Source organism: Escherichia sp. WS3227_2 (assembly GCF_046486495.1).
Taxonomy (GTDB): Bacteria; Pseudomonadota; Gammaproteobacteria; order Enterobacterales; family Enterobacteriaceae; genus Escherichia; species Escherichia coli.
In genome coordinates, this window is the sequence record NZ_JBJQLG010000002.1 from 172,514 (window position 1) to 190,642 (window position 18,129).

At 46.2% G+C, this 18,129-nt stretch carries 15 protein-coding genes; 8 read left to right on the forward strand and 7 right to left on the reverse strand.

Annotated elements, in window-relative coordinates; genetic code table 11:
• The first annotated feature begins 126 nt into the window (after positions 1–126).
• Positions 127–2,043, forward strand: coding sequence for a molecular chaperone DnaK (dnaK, locus tag ACJHXB_RS04285; protein ID WP_000516135.1), 1,917 nt, complete (start codon positions 127–129; stop codon positions 2,041–2,043).
• Positions 2,044–2,131: 88 nt separating this feature from the next.
• Positions 2,132–3,262, forward strand: a complete 1,131-nt coding sequence (dnaJ, locus tag ACJHXB_RS04290; RefSeq protein WP_001118464.1) for a molecular chaperone DnaJ — start codon at positions 2,132–2,134, stop codon at positions 3,260–3,262.
• Positions 3,263–3,365: 103 nt separating this feature from the next.
• Here the strand turns inward: dnaJ and mokC are convergent, their stop codons facing one another.
• Positions 3,366–3,518, reverse strand: coding sequence for a type I toxin-antitoxin system toxin MokC (gene mokC / locus ACJHXB_RS04295; RefSeq protein WP_000809168.1), 153 nt, complete (start codon positions 3,516–3,518; stop codon positions 3,366–3,368).
• Positions 3,519–4,103: 585 nt separating this feature from the next.
• Between mokC and nhaA the strand changes: the two genes are divergently transcribed.
• Entirely contained in the window at positions 4,104–5,270 is a 1,167-nt protein-coding gene (gene nhaA, locus ACJHXB_RS04300; protein ID WP_000681360.1) for a Na+/H+ antiporter NhaA, read from the forward strand.
• Positions 5,271–5,335: 65 nt separating this feature from the next.
• Positions 5,336–6,235 (forward strand): transcriptional activator NhaR, encoded by a 900-nt coding sequence (gene nhaR / locus ACJHXB_RS04305; RefSeq protein WP_001300855.1) that lies wholly within the window; start codon positions 5,336–5,338, stop codon positions 6,233–6,235.
• A 37-nt stretch (positions 6,236–6,272) separates the two neighbouring features.
• Here the strand turns inward: nhaR and ACJHXB_RS04310 are convergent, their stop codons facing one another.
• The 6 genes from ACJHXB_RS04310 to rpsT form a co-directional block, all read right to left on the reverse strand.
• A complete protein-coding gene (locus ACJHXB_RS04310) occupies positions 6,273–7,232 on the reverse strand; it encodes a hypothetical protein (protein WP_000871682.1) in 960 nt (319 codons plus the stop codon).
• Between the two features lie 12 nt (positions 7,233–7,244).
• Positions 7,245–9,695: a fimbrial biogenesis outer membrane usher protein gene (locus ACJHXB_RS04315; protein WP_000946607.1), complete on the reverse strand. Its 2,451-nt coding sequence runs from the start codon at positions 9,693–9,695 to the stop codon at positions 7,245–7,247.
• A gap of 12 nt (positions 9,696–9,707) precedes the next feature.
• On the reverse strand, positions 9,708–10,391 hold the full coding sequence (locus tag ACJHXB_RS04320) for a fimbria/pilus periplasmic chaperone (protein ID WP_001220310.1): 684 nt from the start codon (positions 10,389–10,391) through the stop codon (positions 9,708–9,710).
• Between the two features lie 49 nt (positions 10,392–10,440).
• Positions 10,441–10,974, reverse strand: coding sequence for a fimbrial protein (locus ACJHXB_RS04325; RefSeq protein WP_000759930.1), 534 nt, complete (start codon positions 10,972–10,974; stop codon positions 10,441–10,443).
• A gap of 301 nt (positions 10,975–11,275) precedes the next feature.
• Complete coding sequence (gene espX1, locus ACJHXB_RS04330) at positions 11,276–12,697, reverse strand: type III secretion system effector EspX1 (RefSeq protein ID WP_000129327.1); 1,422 nt, start codon at positions 12,695–12,697, stop codon at positions 11,276–11,278.
• 483 nt (positions 12,698–13,180) lie between these two features.
• Positions 13,181–13,444: a 30S ribosomal protein S20 gene (gene rpsT, locus ACJHXB_RS04335; protein ID WP_001274021.1), complete on the reverse strand. Its 264-nt coding sequence runs from the start codon at positions 13,442–13,444 to the stop codon at positions 13,181–13,183.
• Between the two features lie 102 nt (positions 13,445–13,546).
• Between rpsT and ACJHXB_RS04340 the strand changes: the two genes are divergently transcribed.
• Genes ACJHXB_RS04340 through lspA form a run of 4 tightly spaced genes read left to right on the forward strand, consistent with a single transcriptional unit; the run spans position 13,547 to position 18,067 of the window.
• Positions 13,547–13,765 (forward strand): DUF2575 family protein, encoded by a 219-nt coding sequence (locus tag ACJHXB_RS04340; RefSeq protein ID WP_001300728.1) that lies wholly within the window; start codon positions 13,547–13,549, stop codon positions 13,763–13,765.
• 7 nt (positions 13,766–13,772) lie between these two features.
• Complete coding sequence (gene ribF / locus ACJHXB_RS04345; RefSeq protein ID WP_000767329.1) at positions 13,773–14,714, forward strand: bifunctional riboflavin kinase/FAD synthetase; 942 nt, start codon at positions 13,773–13,775, stop codon at positions 14,712–14,714.
• Between the two features lie 42 nt (positions 14,715–14,756).
• Positions 14,757–17,573, forward strand: a complete 2,817-nt coding sequence (ileS, locus tag ACJHXB_RS04350; RefSeq protein WP_001286856.1) for an isoleucine--tRNA ligase — start codon at positions 14,757–14,759, stop codon at positions 17,571–17,573.
• Positions 17,573–18,067 carry a signal peptidase II gene (lspA, locus tag ACJHXB_RS04355; protein ID WP_000083369.1) on the forward strand — a complete coding sequence of 165 codons (495 nt, stop codon included), beginning with the start codon at positions 17,573–17,575 and terminating at the stop codon, positions 18,065–18,067. Before ileS ends, lspA begins: the two co-directional genes overlap by 1 nt.
• Positions 18,068–18,129: the final 62 nt, after the last annotated feature.

Consider the following 18,129-nt stretch of genomic DNA (forward strand, 5'->3'; position numbering starts at 1 on the left):
ATTTAGTAGTCAACCGCAGTGAGTGAGTCTGCAAAAAAATGAAATTGGGCAGTTGAAACCAGACGTTTCGCCCCTATTACAGACTCACAACCACATGATGACCGAATATATAGTGGAGACGTTTAGATGGGTAAAATAATTGGTATCGACCTGGGTACTACCAACTCTTGTGTAGCGATTATGGATGGCACCACTCCTCGTGTACTGGAGAACGCCGAAGGCGATCGCACCACGCCTTCTATCATTGCCTATACCCAGGATGGTGAAACTCTGGTTGGTCAGCCGGCTAAACGTCAGGCAGTGACGAACCCGCAAAACACCCTGTTTGCGATTAAACGCCTGATTGGCCGCCGCTTCCAGGACGAAGAAGTACAGCGTGATGTTTCCATCATGCCGTTCAAAATTATTGCTGCTGATAACGGCGACGCATGGGTCGAAGTTAAAGGCCAGAAAATGGCACCGCCGCAGATCTCTGCTGAAGTGCTGAAAAAAATGAAGAAAACCGCTGAAGATTACCTGGGTGAACCGGTAACTGAAGCTGTTATTACCGTACCGGCATACTTTAACGATGCTCAGCGTCAGGCAACCAAAGACGCAGGCCGTATCGCTGGTCTGGAAGTAAAACGTATCATCAACGAACCGACCGCAGCTGCGCTGGCTTACGGTCTGGACAAAGGTACTGGCAACCGTACTATCGCGGTTTATGACCTGGGTGGTGGTACTTTCGATATTTCTATTATCGAAATCGACGAAGTTGACGGCGAAAAAACCTTCGAAGTTCTGGCTACCAACGGTGATACCCACCTGGGTGGTGAAGACTTCGACAGCCGTCTGATCAACTACCTGGTTGAAGAATTCAAGAAAGATCAGGGCATTGACCTGCGCAACGATCCGCTGGCAATGCAGCGCCTGAAAGAAGCGGCAGAAAAAGCGAAAATCGAACTGTCTTCCGCTCAGCAGACCGACGTTAACCTGCCGTACATCACTGCAGACGCGACCGGTCCGAAACACATGAACATCAAAGTGACTCGTGCGAAACTGGAAAGCCTGGTTGAAGATCTGGTAAACCGTTCCATTGAGCCGCTGAAAGTTGCACTGCAGGACGCTGGCCTGTCCGTATCTGATATCGACGACGTTATCCTCGTTGGTGGTCAGACTCGTATGCCAATGGTTCAGAAGAAAGTTGCTGAGTTCTTTGGTAAAGAGCCGCGTAAAGACGTTAACCCGGACGAAGCTGTAGCAATCGGTGCTGCTGTTCAGGGTGGTGTTCTGACTGGTGACGTAAAAGACGTACTGCTGCTGGACGTTACCCCGCTGTCTCTGGGTATCGAAACCATGGGCGGTGTGATGACGACGCTGATCGCGAAAAATACCACTATCCCGACCAAGCACAGCCAGGTGTTCTCTACCGCTGAAGACAACCAGTCTGCGGTAACCATCCATGTGCTGCAGGGTGAACGTAAACGTGCGGCTGATAACAAATCTCTGGGTCAGTTCAACCTGGATGGTATCAACCCGGCACCGCGCGGCATGCCGCAGATCGAAGTTACCTTCGATATCGATGCTGACGGTATCCTGCACGTTTCCGCGAAAGATAAAAACAGCGGTAAAGAGCAGAAGATCACCATCAAGGCTTCTTCTGGTCTGAACGAAGATGAAATCCAGAAAATGGTACGCGACGCAGAAGCTAACGCCGAAGCTGACCGTAAGTTTGAAGAGCTGGTTCAGACTCGCAACCAGGGCGATCATCTGCTGCACAGCACCCGTAAGCAGGTTGAAGAAGCAGGCGACAAACTGCCGGCTGACGACAAAACTGCTATCGAGTCTGCGCTGACTGCACTGGAAACTGCTCTGAAAGGTGAAGACAAAGCCGCTATCGAAGCGAAAATGCAGGAACTGGCACAGGTTTCCCAGAAACTGATGGAAATCGCCCAGCAGCAACATGCCCAGCAGCAGACTGCCGGTGCTGATGCTTCTGCAAACAACGCGAAAGATGACGATGTTGTCGACGCTGAATTTGAAGAAGTCAAAGACAAAAAATAATCGCCCTATAAACGGGTAATTATACTGACACGGGCGAAGGGGTATTTCCTCTCCGCCCGTGCATTCATCTAGGGGCAATTTAAAAAAGATGGCTAAGCAAGATTATTACGAGATTTTAGGCGTTTCCAAAACAGCGGAAGAGCGTGAAATCAAAAAGGCCTACAAACGCCTGGCCATGAAATACCACCCGGACCGTAACCAGGGTGACAAAGAGGCCGAGGCGAAATTTAAAGAGATCAAGGAAGCTTATGAAGTTCTGACCGACTCGCAAAAACGTGCGGCATACGATCAGTATGGTCATGCTGCGTTTGAGCAAGGTGGCATGGGCGGCGGCGGTTTTGGCGGCGGCGCAGACTTCAGCGATATTTTTGGTGACGTTTTCGGCGATATTTTTGGCGGCGGACGTGGTCGTCAACGTGCGGCGCGCGGTGCTGATTTACGCTATAACATGGAGCTCACCCTCGAAGAAGCTGTACGTGGCGTGACCAAAGAGATCCGCATTCCGACTCTGGAAGAGTGTGACGTTTGCCACGGTAGCGGTGCAAAACCAGGTACACAGCCGCAGACCTGTCCGACCTGTCATGGTTCTGGTCAGGTGCAGATGCGCCAGGGCTTCTTCGCTGTACAGCAGACCTGTCCACACTGTCAGGGCCGCGGTACGCTGATCAAAGATCCGTGCAACAAATGTCATGGTCATGGTCGTGTTGAGCGCAGCAAAACGCTGTCCGTTAAAATCCCGGCAGGAGTGGACACTGGAGACCGCATCCGTCTTGCGGGCGAAGGTGAAGCGGGCGAGCATGGCGCACCGGCAGGCGATCTGTACGTTCAGGTTCAGGTTAAACAGCACCCGATTTTCGAGCGTGAAGGTAACAACCTGTATTGCGAAGTCCCGATCAACTTCGCTATGGCAGCGCTGGGTGGCGAAATCGAAGTACCGACCCTTGATGGTCGCGTCAAACTGAAAGTGCCTGGCGAAACCCAGACCGGTAAGCTGTTCCGTATGCGCGGTAAAGGCGTCAAGTCTGTCCGCGGTGGCGCACAGGGTGATTTGCTGTGCCGCGTTGTCGTCGAAACACCGGTAGGTCTGAACGAGAAGCAGAAACAGCTGCTGCAAGAGCTGCAGGAAAGCTTCGGTGGCCCAACCGGCGAGCACAACAGCCCGCGTTCAAAGAGCTTCTTTGATGGTGTGAAGAAGTTTTTCGACGACCTGACTCGCTAACCTCCCCAAAAGCCTGCCCGTGGGCAGGCTTGGGTAAAAATAGGGTGCGTTGAAGATATGCGAGCACCTGTAAAGTGGCGGGGATCACTCCCCGCCGTTGCTCTTACTCGGATTCGTAAGCCGTGAAAACAGCAACCTCCGTCTGGCCAGTTCGGATGTGAACCTCACAGAGGTCTTTTCTCGTTACCAGCGCCGCCACTACGGCGGTGATACAGATGACGATCAGGGCGACAATCATCGCCTTATGCTGCTTCATTGCTCTCTTCTCCTTGACCTTACGGTCAGTAAGAGGCACTCTACATGTGTTCAGCATATAGGGGGCCTCGGGTTGATGGTAAAATATCACTCGGGGCTTTTCTCTATCTGCCGTTCAGCTAATGCCTGAGACAGACAGCCTCAAGCACCCGCCGCTATTATATCGCTCTCTTTAACCCATTCTGTTTTATCGATTCTAATCCTGAAGACGCCTCGCATTTTAATGGCGTAATTTTTTAATGATTTAATTATTTAACTTTAATTTATCTCTTTATCGCAATTATTGACGACAAGCTGGATTATTTTTGAAATATTGGCCTAACAAACATTGCCGACTGACAACAAATTAATTATTACTTTTCCTAATTAATCCCTCAGAAATCCTCACCTTAAGCTATGATTATCAGGGCTTAGGGTCACTCGTGAGCGCTTACAGCCGTCAAAAACTCATCTCATCGCTGATGGCACAAATCCTTCAATGGTTCGTAAAAAACGAATTATTCCTACACTATAATCTGATTTTAACGATGATTCGTGCGGGGTAAGATAGTAAAAACGATCTATTCACCTGAAAGAGAAATAAAAAGTGAAACATCTGCATCGATTCTTTAGCAGTGATGCCTCGGGAGGCATTATTCTTATCATTGCCGCTATCCTGGCGATGATTATGGCCAACAGCGGCGCAACCAGTGGATGGTATCACGACTTTCTGGAGACGCCGGTTCAGCTCCGGGTTGGTTCACTCGAAATCAACAAAAACATGCTGTTATGGATAAATGACGCGCTGATGGCGGTATTTTTCCTGTTAGTCGGTCTGGAAGTTAAACGTGAACTGATGCAAGGATCGCTAGCCAGCTTACGCCAGGCTGCATTTCCAGTTATCGCCGCTATTGGTGGGATGATTGTGCCGGCATTGCTCTATCTGGCCTTTAACTATGCCGATCCGATTACCCGCGAAGGGTGGGCGATCCCGGCGGCTACTGATATTGCCTTTGCACTTGGTGTGCTGGCGCTGTTGGGAAGTCGTGTTCCGTTAGCGCTGAAGATCTTTTTGATGGCTCTGGCTATTATCGACGATCTTGGGGCCATCATTATCATCGCATTGTTCTACACTAATGACTTATCGATGGCCTCTCTTGGTGTCGCGGCTGTAGCAATTGCGGTACTCGCGGTATTGAATCTGTGTGGTGTACGCCGCACGGGCGTCTATATTCTGGTTGGCGTGGTGTTGTGGACTGCGGTGTTGAAATCGGGGGTTCACGCAACCCTGGCGGGGGTAATTGTCGGCTTCTTTATTCCTTTGAAAGAGAAGCATGGGCGTTCTCCAGCGAAGCGACTGGAGCATGTGTTGCACCCGTGGGTGGCGTATCTGATTTTGCCGCTGTTTGCATTTGCTAATGCTGGCGTTTCACTGCAAGGTGTCACGCTGGATGGCTTGACCTCCATTCTGCCATTGGGGATCATCGCTGGTTTACTGATTGGCAAACCGCTGGGGATTAGTCTGTTCTGCTGGTTGGCGCTGCGTTTGAAACTGGCGCATCTGCCTGAGGGAACGACTTATCAGCAAATTATGGCGGTGGGGATCCTGTGCGGTATCGGTTTTACTATGTCTATCTTTATTGCCAGCCTGGCCTTTGGTAGCGTAGATCCAGAACTGATTAACTGGGCGAAACTCGGTATCCTGGTCGGTTCTATCTCTTCGGCGGTAATTGGATACAGCTGGTTACGCGTTCGTTTGCGTCCATCAGTTTGACAGGACGGTTTACCGGGGAGCCATAAACGGCTCCCTTTTCATTGTTATCAGGGAGAGAAATGAGCATGTCTCATATCAATTACAACCACTTGTATTACTTCTGGCATGTCTATAAAGAAGGTTCCGTGGTTGGCGCAGCGGAGGCGCTTTATTTGACACCACAAACCATTACCGGACAGATTCGGGCGCTGGAAGAGCGCCTGCAAGGCAAATTATTTAAGCGCAAGGGACGTGGTCTCGAACCCAGCGAGCTGGGAGAGCTGGTCTATCGCTATGCCGATAAAATGTTCACCTTAAGCCAGGAAATGCTGGATATCGTGAACTATCGCAAAGAATCCAATTTATTGTTTGACGTTGGCGTGGCTGATGCACTTTCCAAACGCCTGGTCAGTAGCGTACTTAACGCCGCAGTGGTAGAAGGCGAGCCCATTCATCTTCGCTGCTTCGAATCCACCCACGAAATGCTGCTGGAGCAATTAAGTCAGCATAAACTGGATATGATCATTTCTGACTGTCCGATAGATTCTACGCAGCAGGAAGGCCTGTTCTCCGTGAGAATTGGCGAATGTGGCGTGAGTTTCTGGTGTACAAATCCACCACCGGAAAAACCGTTCCCGGCTTGTCTGGAAGAACGGCGGCTTTTGATTCCTGGGCGACGTTCAATGTTAGGGCGCAAATTGCTTAACTGGTTTAACTCCCAGGGATTAAACGTAGAAATCCTCGGCGAGTTTGATGATGCCGCGTTGATGAAAGCTTTTGGTGCGATGCACAATGCAATCTTCGTTGCCCCAACGCTTTATGCATATGACTTTTATGCCGATAAAACTGTCGTAGAAATTGGTCGCGTCGAAAATGTGATGGAAGAGTACCATGCTATTTTTGCTGAGCGGATGATTCAGCACCCGGCGGTACAGCGAATCTGCAATACGGATTATTCTGCGCTTTTTAGCCCAGCGGCACGTTAATCGGCAGCTCCCCCAAAGTTAAGGTGGGGGAGATAGATTAGTTGTACATTACCACGATTTTGACTCGGCTCATTATTTGCCCGCTTGAGACATTATTTCCATATGTACGCGGGCGAATAAATAGAGGAATCTGATTACTTCCTTCATGGGGATGCTGAAAAGAGTAGTAATTGCTTTTACCATACTGGATTTCATGCGTACCATCATTGGAGAGTTGAAAGCCTATTTGACCCGCACCGTCCTCACTGTTTTCTAACTCATTTTTTAATATGCTGGTTCCTGAATCCTGTATCGTCACTGGCTCAAAGTAATATTCAACATCACTGGGTTCAAAAACTAATTCACCTTGCTCACCTTGGATACAGTCAAATCTTATATGATGAAACTGATAATTTTCATTATTGATACGAGACAGTACAAATCGTCCAGTGTCGATGGATTGATCTTCAAAACCACAGGTCATTAAATTTACCTGTAAAATAGTATTTAAATTAAAATTAAAGCGGACGCTATTACAATTAGTATTATTCCCTGTGCATGAACTCACTTCAATTTCGAACAACAAAGGAAAAGGAGTTCCTGGAAAAATGTCTGCGGTGTTAGAACTATCTGATACAGATGCGATAGAATATGGAATGGTGAAATTTATCGCAGATAGCATTTCTTCTAAATTATAAGATAACTTCCCTGGAAGCTCTATTTTTTTACCGTCAGATTCAAAGGGGAAATTAATAATGTAATGACGGCTTCCGACTTTAAACCTTAAAGCGTTCTGTGTTAAAAAATGAACTTTAATGGCGTTGGTCGTCTCTTGCAAGTCTGCACACTCAATGATATTCCCGGTGTTTTCAATTTTTTCGGTGGTTAGATTACCTTTCATACTCAGTGGCTTGAGTATATATGTTCCACGTTGTTCACCGACATTGGTCACTGCACAGGGAGCACTTTGCACAATAAAAGAATATAGACTCAAGGTGATTAATAAAAGCCACTTCATAGTAAACTCCTTTTACTGGCATATATATGTTTTGTTTTCATCGATAACGTGTTGAAAAGTAATAGTACAGAATAAGTTCTGTTCATCATTGAGAGCAACTTTTATGCCAGTGGGAATTTCATCTACGCGAATAAAAAGGCGACTACCCTGGCCAACGACTCCAATATTGTTTTCCTGGAGATCCAGTACGTCATAGCCAAAGGTTAATGGCGAACCATCGGGACGCAGTGCCTGTATATACCAGGGCTTACGTTGGTCAGTTGTAAACTGCACATAAGAAACTGCTCCACGGTAAGGCGCAATAATTTGACGATTGCCCTGCAATTCTGTTTCACTTTCACTGTTTGCTATATCAAGCACCAGATGGTTTTCACGATGAGGTATAATCAGGTCGTAAACAACCTGGCCTTTGCTGTTTGTTCGGTTGTATTTTTGTCCATTAATATGCGCGCCTTCTAACCCAGGCGCATCCAGAATTGCAAATGTATCGGATAACTGGTTAGTTATATTAAAACCACCGGGCCAGACAACTAATCCACTACTAATACTTCCACCACTTTGCCAGGCGTTTTTAGAATGGCTATAGCTGCCATCTATTGTGGCGATGGGAGTTCTCCAGCTTAAATTCGTACCAAGCGAGGTATCATTATTTTGTTGTTGCTGATTAACATATATACCATAATTTAACTGATCATGTTCACCGGCTATGCCAGTAATTCCAGTATTGTTGGAGGAATAGCCATCTTTGGAAAATGAGGTCGAATTCGATAAGTTAATTTGGTGACGTGTTTTGGCAATATCATCCCCCCAGTAGAAAGGAATGGAGATAAACAGATTAAAACGCTCCTCTTCTTTGTCGTTTTCATCATAGGATTGGCTGGCAGAGAAAGTATAACTAATGCGTTGCCAGCTATTGGAATAACTGAATTGGTAATCTTTAGCATTTCCACTTCGCCCCCAGTAATTCCGCCAAAGCGCACTTAATGATACATTTCCCAGATTATTGGATAAAGGTTGCATAATATTGGCAGAAAGGCTATTTTTTCTGCCAATATCATAAAAATCATCATATTCACTCTGATGATTGTGTTTATCATTTTCGTAAAGATGGTCGCTGAATGTCCTGTAATCCTGCGAAGCATAACGCCAGGCGGCCACGCTAAAGCGAGTAGCCGTTTGCACTAGATATTTATTATAGGCGACCTGATAGCTCGTACCTTCGTGTGTTATATCATTATTTAACTTACTACTCGATCGGGTAGCGTCAAAAGAGATGGCACCCAGCGGTGTATTCCAACCATTTCCCAGAGTTATAGCATTATAGTTATCGGATAAAATCGTACCGCCATAAAGTGTCAAAAGATTGTTGAGGCCATATATATAATTTGCCTCGAGAAAGTCCTCCTGATTCTTTACACCATATATCTTACTGCGTCCGGCGATAAAATCGAAATTTGAAACACCAGGTTGCAGCATATTGGGCACGGAAGAGTAGGGCACCAAAAAGGAACGAACACTACCATCTGCTTCCTTAATGCTGACATCGAGATCAGAGCCGCTGCCCGAAAGTTGCAAATCTGCGATAGTAAATGGTCCTGGGGGAACCTCTTTTTGGTAAATGGTATAGCCATTTTGCGAAACCGTTATCAAGGCAATACTTTGCGCAACACCTTGTACTAAAGGTGTAAAGCTCTGCATAGAATCAGGTAGCATTTGCATATCGCGAAATAAGCGTATTCCGCTAAATCGCAGAGAGTCGAATATGAGTGAGGATGTGTAATTTTCTCCTATCTGAACTGTGCTTAATATTTGCGACCAGCCACGTTCCAGGTAAAGAGTATTACTTTGCCATGTGCCTTTCATATCATCAGGCTTGCTATAGCTGGCATCAGAGTGTAATTGCCAACTAAATAAATTTAATCCGCTGTTAAAACGACCATAACTGGCTGTATTACTGTTATTATTGCTGTCATAAGAGCGATACTGACTTAAATTATAGGAGGTATAAAAAGCATCAATGCCGCGATCCCAACTTTCCGGGGGAACGTAACCTCTTTCAAGTTCATTGATATACGCCTGTGGGATCGTTAAATTTAGTCGGTGTTCACTGATATCCCACTGATATTGTCCACCATGAACCGCTTCATCCAGTAAAATACAATTATCTTCTGTATTGAGATTATCGGTCTTTACCCCCAGTGTGGTTAGTAGCACCTTAGGCAGACATGGTTTGGCTGGTGACTCTGGGATCGTGATATCTTGTTTCCCACGCCACTGGTGGTTTACATAAACATCAAGTTCGTAGTTTCCCGGAAGAGGTTGTTTATTATCGAAGCGATATTCGGAAACTTTTTCTCCTCTCATGCCGCCGATCATAAAGTGTGTATCAAAAGTTTCTTCAGCATAACCCGGAAAAGAATACAAAAAAATAATAGCAGCGACCCATCGTGTCGTCCTTAACATGACTTTTTCCTGTTATCGTGCGGCGATTTTACTATGGATGTTATTCCCGTAATCATCAACTACCGTTAGTTCATATTCTGAGGCGTTGTTATTTTTTAATGTAATGTCGTTATTCGAAAATGGAGGCAGTAGGATACTTTCATTATTAACTTTCACGTTTTGTGCTTTGATAGTTGTAACTGTTATCCAGTTGGCTGTTTCATTGTTTATTGAGATGGCGTTGTTTTTCTTTTTGATATTTAATTGAGAAAGGCTTTTTTTATCTACCGGAGCTATTCCGCTTGGACGCCAAAGTAACTTTATACGGTTTTGCAATGCAAGTTTAATTTTGTTCTTTCCTGCATTTTGTGGGTTGTTTGGAGGGATATCCAAAACATTTAGATAAAATAAACTTTCTTTATTGTGAGGCAAATTATTTGGCATTTTTCTTATTTTAAGTTGTTGGCCAGAACCGCCTGCTACACGACTTACTGGTGGTGTGAGAATAAATGGGACCTGAATTTTTTCTGGCGCGATAGTTGTGTTCCCATCATCGATCCATGCCTGAATTAAAGAGGCATTTTTACTTTGATTCATTAACTGTACGAGAACTTCTCTGTTTTTTTCCGGATAAATAATGCGCGTACCATAGATGACCACACCGGCATGAACAGGTAAAATAAAAAATGACATCAGTAATGCTGTTATTATTCTCACGTAACCACTCCGTAAATAATACCGGTAGCAGAGCTACCGGCAAAAAACGTTAATCTGCACTGATTTTAATCGTTACGGTTGACTCTACAGAGCCTTTTGTAACAGGATTGCCACTTGTGCGGGCATATTGTGCACTTAAATTAAGAACATATTGACCAGAGCCATTATCTTTCAGCGGTGTTTTTAACCCCGGTCTCATTCTGGTCAAAGTCCCATCATCGAGGAAAATGGCAAAGCCAATGTTCTCAGCAGTTCCTTTATTCAGCGTAAAGTTATTAGCATCAAACTCTGATGCTAGCACTTCGATACTTGGGGCTGTATTGCCGTCACACTGAATTTCTAAGTCATGAGAGGTTGAACCGGTTTTTAAAGTGTAGATTTCATTATTGATAAGTTGATTCATTGCACTGGTTACAACATCTTCGACAACGATATCTGTTGTCGAATCACCATTAACAAAGTAACACGTTGTATCAACAACTTCTCCTCTAATGGTTAGTGTTCCTTGATCGACATCCTTGGCGAAGGTTGTTGCGCTAAACATCAACGTTGTCGCAACGAAGGGAATAATATACTTTTTCATAAATCATCCTTAATTAACTGGTATGGAAGGTCACTCGTTGTCAAACCCGATTATGTGATCAGGTTGTTATTATTTAGATTAATGTTTAAGTTTTTTAATTTCTTGATGTGAAGTTGATGAAAGTTTGAAAATTTAATATTCTTAATTGTTCCCTTCTTTATAATAAGAGCAAGTTTCCATCATTAGAATGACAGAGTAGGATGTTTCAGAGCATGCTTCAGATTATTTTTTATTTCTCTGCAGTGAATTAATAATCATCACAGATAATTTCATTCTGAAATTACTTCTTTTTTGGGGTGTTTTAATTGTGATGAGCTATGTTTTTCATAAGGAACATACACTCGTTGATGCTTTTAAGGTATTTTCTCATTTCTGGGGATGTTTTGTCGTAATCGTGCATAAACTTTTTCAGTTCTTTATACACATCATTATTTAGCTTTACATTGTCGCGAACTAAAGTTTGTATCAATGGTATCAAAATTTCGAAACGGGACGGTTTGTCATCAATACTTGCCAGGGTTTTGAATACTCCTGTGTATCTGTAACCCAGGTGCTTATTGACAAGTTGAGTGGTCCATCGACCAGGCATAATATCTTCACAGAGCAAATTTTTTATTCTGGTATTAGTGAATGATGCTCCAAATATGTTGCTTTTTTTAATGAATAGATTATTAATTTCTCCATTTGAAAAGATGGTATTTGATAAGTCGCTTTCAAAACATGATATATTGGATAATATACAACCAAAATAATACCCATATGAAAGGTTGCTCTTTTCTATTGTTATATTTGATAGCGACATTTTATGTATATTGATATTAGGGGCAGTCAAATACTGGATCTTTTTATCGTTAAGTTCATACATCTCCAGTGATTTATTATAGGGTAATAAAAGTATAAATTCCTTTACGTTATCTCCGCAGTAAGAAAAGACAACATCAAATTTATTGGTCATCGTGTTTTCAGTTGAGCAGTAAGCTGATTTTTCTATTAATCGACTGGATGTGCTTTTAAATAAAGCTGATTTTTCACATAGTTGTGAATATGCCGCATTGCTAGTTTTAAAATTCCGCCATGTTATTTCCTGGTTATCATCTGTCGATGAGGCGGGGATTTTCAAGCATTGTTCATTGTATAGCTCAGGATAAATATTCTTTTTAATTAGATTTTTGATTTCCTTATTAAAATAACTTTTTTTCTTGTCTATTGCACTGTATTTAGCGTTTTGTGACTTCTCCTGATGATAAAAAAATGACTGGAGATTTTTGCAGGCGTCATAAAATATCTCAGGAATATATAGCTGCGGGTATGTTTCCTGGTTGAAATTTGCTTTTAAAAACTTAATGAATTTTTCATAGCATTCTTGATATGTTTTAATTTCTTCAGAAAGACATTCGCTTGTTCTGTCATCAAAAACATCCAATCTAAGTAATGTGATTTCTTTGTGTTTAAAAAAAGAAAATTGAACTGTATGTTCTATGAGTTTACATCTATAAAAATGCGCATCTCTTAGATGAGTGTATTGAAAAAAATGATGAAGGACTGGAGATGGTTTAGGCAAATCCTGGCTTCTAAAAAAGTCATCAAACAAAATTAAGAACTCTGTTTTATACTCGCAAAACACTTTTACTAACTCATTTTGTCTTGTTTTATTTATTATTACATCATCTGCTATATTTGATTTATAAAGACAATGTGGCGAAGTTGAGATACCATCTGTCATTATCAGTCCTTGAAGTTGATGAATTTTTATTAATTTAACTTATGAGTGAATGTGACTACTATCAAAAATCGCTCATTAATTTTAAGAAGTACTATATAAATAGGTAGATAACCTGTGTTGATTGCTGTTAATAATTTACAAGGTCTAATAAGGAGATATTTATGAATGGTTAAAGTGTATAGGAATTTAATTCAAAAATAGAGTGATCTTAAGTTTAATACCTCAATGTGTATCACAATCTCCACATTCTGTGTAGGGGGAGTCTGAAGATTGAGTAGATATTCTTATTCAGAATGTATCAACCGATGATTCTACGATTTTTAAGTCACGAAGAGTTCAGAGAGTGTAACTGCATGTCTGCAAGAACCAGCATCTTTTGACTATCTGGCAACCGGCAGTGTGTTTTCTCACACATCACAAAGCAGCAGGCATAAAAAAACCCGCTTGCGCGGGCTTTTTCACAAAGCTTCAGCAAATTGGCGATTAAGCCAGCTTGTTGATCTGTGCAGTCAGGTTAGCCTTATGACGTGCAGCTTTGTTTTTGTGGATCAGACCTTTAGCAGCCTGACGGTCCACGATCGGTTGCATTTCGTTAAATGCTTTCTGTGCAGCAGCTTTGTCGCCAGCTTCGATAGCTGCGTATACTTTCTTGATGAAAGTACGCATCATAGAGCGACGGCTTGCGTTGTGCTTACGAGCCTTTTCAGACTGAATGGCGCGCTTCTTAGCTGATTTGATATTAGCCAAGGTCCAACTCCCAAATGTGTTCTATATGGACAATTCAAAGGCCGAGGAATATGCCCTTTTAGCCTTCTTTTGTCAATGGATTTGTGCAAATAAGCGCCGTTAATGTGCCGGCACTCGTTACGTAGTGATGGCGCAGGATTCTACCAGCTTGCGGGGTGTGAATACAGCTTTTCCGCGATAAAAATTGCAGCAGGTGGTCAGTTTCTTCCCGTGATTTGCGCCATGGCAATGAAAAGCCACTTCTTTCTGATTTCGGTACTCAATCGCCGGTTAACCTTGACCGCTGTACAAGGTATACTCGGACGATTTTCACTGTTTTGAGCCAGACATGAAGCTGATACGCGGCATACATAATCTCAGCCAGGCCCCGCAAGAAGGGTGTGTGCTGACTATTGGTAATTTCGACGGCGTGCATCGCGGTCATCGCGCGCTGTTACAGGGCTTGCAGGAAGAAGGGCGCAAGCGCAACTTACCGGTGATGGTGATGCTTTTTGAACCTCAACCACTGGAACTGTTTGCAACCGATAAAGCCCCGGCACGACTGACCCGGCTGCGGGAAAAACTACGTTACCTTGCAGAGTGTGGCGTTGATTACGTGCTGTGCGTACGTTTCGACAGGCGTTTCGCGGCGTTAACCGCGCAAAATTTCATCAGCGATCTTCTGGTGAAGCATTTGCGCGTAAAATTTCTTGCTGTAGGGGATGATTTCCGCTTTGGCGCTGGTCGTGAAGGCGATTTCTTGTTATTACAGAAAGCTGGCATGGAATACGGCTTCGATATCACCAGTACGCAAACTTTTTGCGAAGGTGGCGTGCGTATCAGCAGCACCGCCGTGCGTCAGGCCCTTGCGGATGACAATCTGGCTCTGGCAGAAAGTTTACTGGGGCACCCGTTTGCCATCTCCGGGCGTGTAGTCCACGGTGATGAATTAGGGCGCACTATAGGTTTCCCGACGGCGAATGTACCGCTACGCCGTCAGGTTTCCCCGGTGAAAGGGGTTTATGCGGTAGAAGTGCTGGGCCTCGGTGAAAAGCCGTTACCCGGCGTGGCAAACATCGGAACACGCCCAACGGTTGCCGGTATTCGCCAGCAGCTGGAAGTGCATTTGTTAGATGTTGCAATGGACCTTTATGGTCGCCATATACAAGTAGTGCTGCGTAAAAAAATACGCAATGAGCAGCGATTTGCGTCGCTGGACGAACTGAAAGCGCAGATTGCGCGTGATGAATTAACCGCCCGCGAATTTTTTGGGCTAACAAAACCGGCTTAAGCCTGTTATGTAATCAAACCGAAATACGGAACCGAGAATCTGATGAGTGACTATAAATCAACCCTGAATTTGCCGGAAACAGGGTTCCCGATGCGTGGCGATCTCGCCAAGCGCGAACCGGGAATGCTGGCGCGTTGGACTGATGATGATCTGTACGGCATCATCCGTGCGGCTAAAAAAGGCAAAAAAACCTTCATTCTGCATGATGGCCCTCCTTATGCGAATGGCAGCATTCATATTGGTCACTCGGTTAACAAGATTCTGAAAGACATTATCGTGAAGTCCAAAGGGCTTTCCGGTTATGACTCGCCGTATGTGCCTGGCTGGGACTGTCATGGTCTGCCAATCGAACTGAAAGTAGAGCAAGAATACGGTAAGCCGGGGGAGAAATTCACCGCCGCTGAGTTCCGCGCCAAGTGCCGCGAATACGCGGCGACCCAGGTTGACGGTCAGCGTAAAGACTTTATCCGTCTGGGCGTGCTGGGCGACTGGTCGCACCCGTACCTGACCATGGACTTCAAAACTGAAGCTAATATCATCCGCGCGCTGGGCAAAATCATCGGCAACGGTCACCTGCACAAAGGCGCGAAGCCGGTACACTGGTGCGTTGACTGCCGTTCTGCGCTGGCGGAAGCGGAAGTTGAGTATTACGACAAAACTTCTCCGTCCATTGACGTTGCTTTCCAGGCGGTCGATCAGGATGCACTGAAAGCAAAATTTGCCGTAAGCAACGTTAACGGCCCAATCTCGCTGGTGATCTGGACCACCACGCCGTGGACTCTGCCTGCGAACCGCGCAATCTCTATTGCACCTGATTTCGACTATGCGCTGGTGCAGATCGACGGTCAGGCCGTGATTCTGGCGAAAGATCTGGTTGAAAGCGTAATGCAGCGTATCGGCGTGACCGATTACACCATTCTCGGCACGGTAAAAGGTGCGGAGCTTGAGCTGCTGCGCTTTACCCATCCGTTTATGGGCTTCGACGTTCCGGCAATCCTCGGCGATCACGTTACCCTGGATGCCGGTACCGGTGCCGTTCACACCGCGCCTGGCCACGGCCCGGACGACTATGTGATCGGTCAGAAATACGGCCTGGAAACCGCTAACCCGGTTGGCCCGGACGGTACTTATCTGCCGGGCACTTACCCGACGCTGGATGGCGTGAACGTCTTCAAAGCGAACGACATTGTCGTTGCGCTGCTGCAGGAAAAAGGCGCGCTGCTGCACGTTGAGAAAATGCAGCACAGCTATCCGTGCTGCTGGCGTCACAAAACGCCGATCATCTTCCGCGCGACGCCGCAGTGGTTCGTCAGCATGGATCAGAAAGGTCTGCGTGCGCAGTCACTGAAAGAGATCAAAGGCGTGCAGTGGATCCCGGACTGGGGCCAGGCGCGTATCGAGTCGATGGTTGCTAACCGTCCTGACTGGTGTATCTCCCGTCAGCGCACCTGGGGCGTACCGATGTCACTGTTCGTGCATAAAGACACGGAAGAGCTGCATCCGCGTACCCTCGAACTGATGGAAGAAGTGGCTAAACGCGTGGAAGTTGACGGCATCCAGGCGTGGTGGGATCTCGATGCGAAAGAGATCCTCGGCGATGAAGCTGATCAGTACGTGAAAGTGCCGGATACTCTCGACGTATGGTTTGACTCCGGATCTACCCACTCTTCCGTTGTTGACGTGCGTCCGGAATTTGCCGGTCACGCTGCGGACATGTATCTGGAAGGTTCAGACCAGCACCGTGGCTGGTTCATGTCCTCTCTGATGATCTCTACCGCGATGAAGGGCAAAGCACCGTATCGTCAGGTACTGACCCACGGCTTTACCGTGGATGGTCAGGGCCGCAAGATGTCTAAATCCATCGGCAACACCGTTTCGCCGCAGGATGTGATGAACAAACTGGGCGCGGATATTCTGCGTCTGTGGGTGGCATCAACCGACTACACCGGCGAAATGGCTGTTTCTGACGAGATCCTGAAGCGTGCTGCCGACAGCTATCGTCGTATCCGTAACACCGCGCGCTTCCTGCTGGCAAACCTGAACGGTTTTGATCCGGCAAAAGATATGGTGAAACCGGAAGAGATGGTGGTACTGGATCGCTGGGCCGTAGGTTGTGCGAAAGCGGCACAGGAAGACATCCTCAAGGCATACGAAGCATACGATTTCCACGAAGTGGTACAGCGTCTGATGCGCTTCTGCTCCGTTGAGATGGGTTCCTTCTACCTCGACATCATCAAAGACCGTCAGTACACCGCCAAAGCGGACAGCGTGGCGCGTCGTAGCTGCCAGACTGCGCTGTATCATATCGCAGAAGCGCTGGTGCGCTGGATGGCACCAATCCTCTCCTTCACCGCTGATGAAGTGTGGGGCTACCTGCCGGGCGAACGTGAAAAATACGTCTTCACCGGTGAGTGGTACGAAGGCCTGTTTGGTCTGGCAGACAGTGAAGCAATGAACGATGCGTTCTGGGACGAGCTGTTGAAAGTGCGTGGCGAAGTGAACAAAGTCATTGAGCAAGCGCGTGCCGACAAGAAAGTGGGCGGCTCGCTGGAAGCGGCAGTAACCTTGTATGCAGAACCGGAACTGGCGGCGAAATTGACCGCGCTGGGCGATGAATTACGATTTGTCCTGTTGACCTCCGGCGCTACCGTTGCAGACTATAACGATGCACCTGCTGATGCTCAGCAGAGCGAGGTACTCAAAGGGCTGAAAGTCGCGTTGAGTAAAGCCGAAGGTGAGAAGTGCCCACGCTGCTGGCACTACACCCAGGATGTCGGCAAGGTGGCGGAACACGCAGAAATCTGCGGCCGCTGTGTCAGCAACGTCGCCGGTGACGGTGAAAAACGTAAGTTTGCCTGATGAGCCAATCGATCTGTTCAACAGGGCTACGCTGGCTGTGGCTGGTGGTAGTCGTGCTGATTATCGATCTGGGCAGCAAGTACCTGATCCTCCAGAACTTTGCTCTGGGGGATACGGTCCCGCTGTTCCCGTCGCTTAATCTGCATTATGCGCGTAACTATGGCGCGGCGTTTAGTTTCCTTGCCGATAGCGGCGGCTGGCAGCGTTGGTTCTTTGCCGGTATTGCGATTGGTATTAGCGTGATCCTGGCAGTGATGATGTATCGCTCGAAGGCCACGCAGAAGCTAAACAATATCGCTTACGCGCTGATTATTGGCGGCGCGCTGGGCAACCTGTTCGACCGCCTGTGGCACGGCTTCGTTGTCGATATGATCGACTTCTACGTCGGCGACTGGCACTTCGCCACCTTCAACCTTGCCGATACTGCCATCTGTGTCGGTGCGGCACTGATTGTGCTGGAAGGTTTTTTACCTTCTAAAGCGAAAAAACAATAATAAACCCTGCCGGATGCAGCCTACAGATTGCTGCGAAATCGTAGGCCGCATCCGGCAAAAAT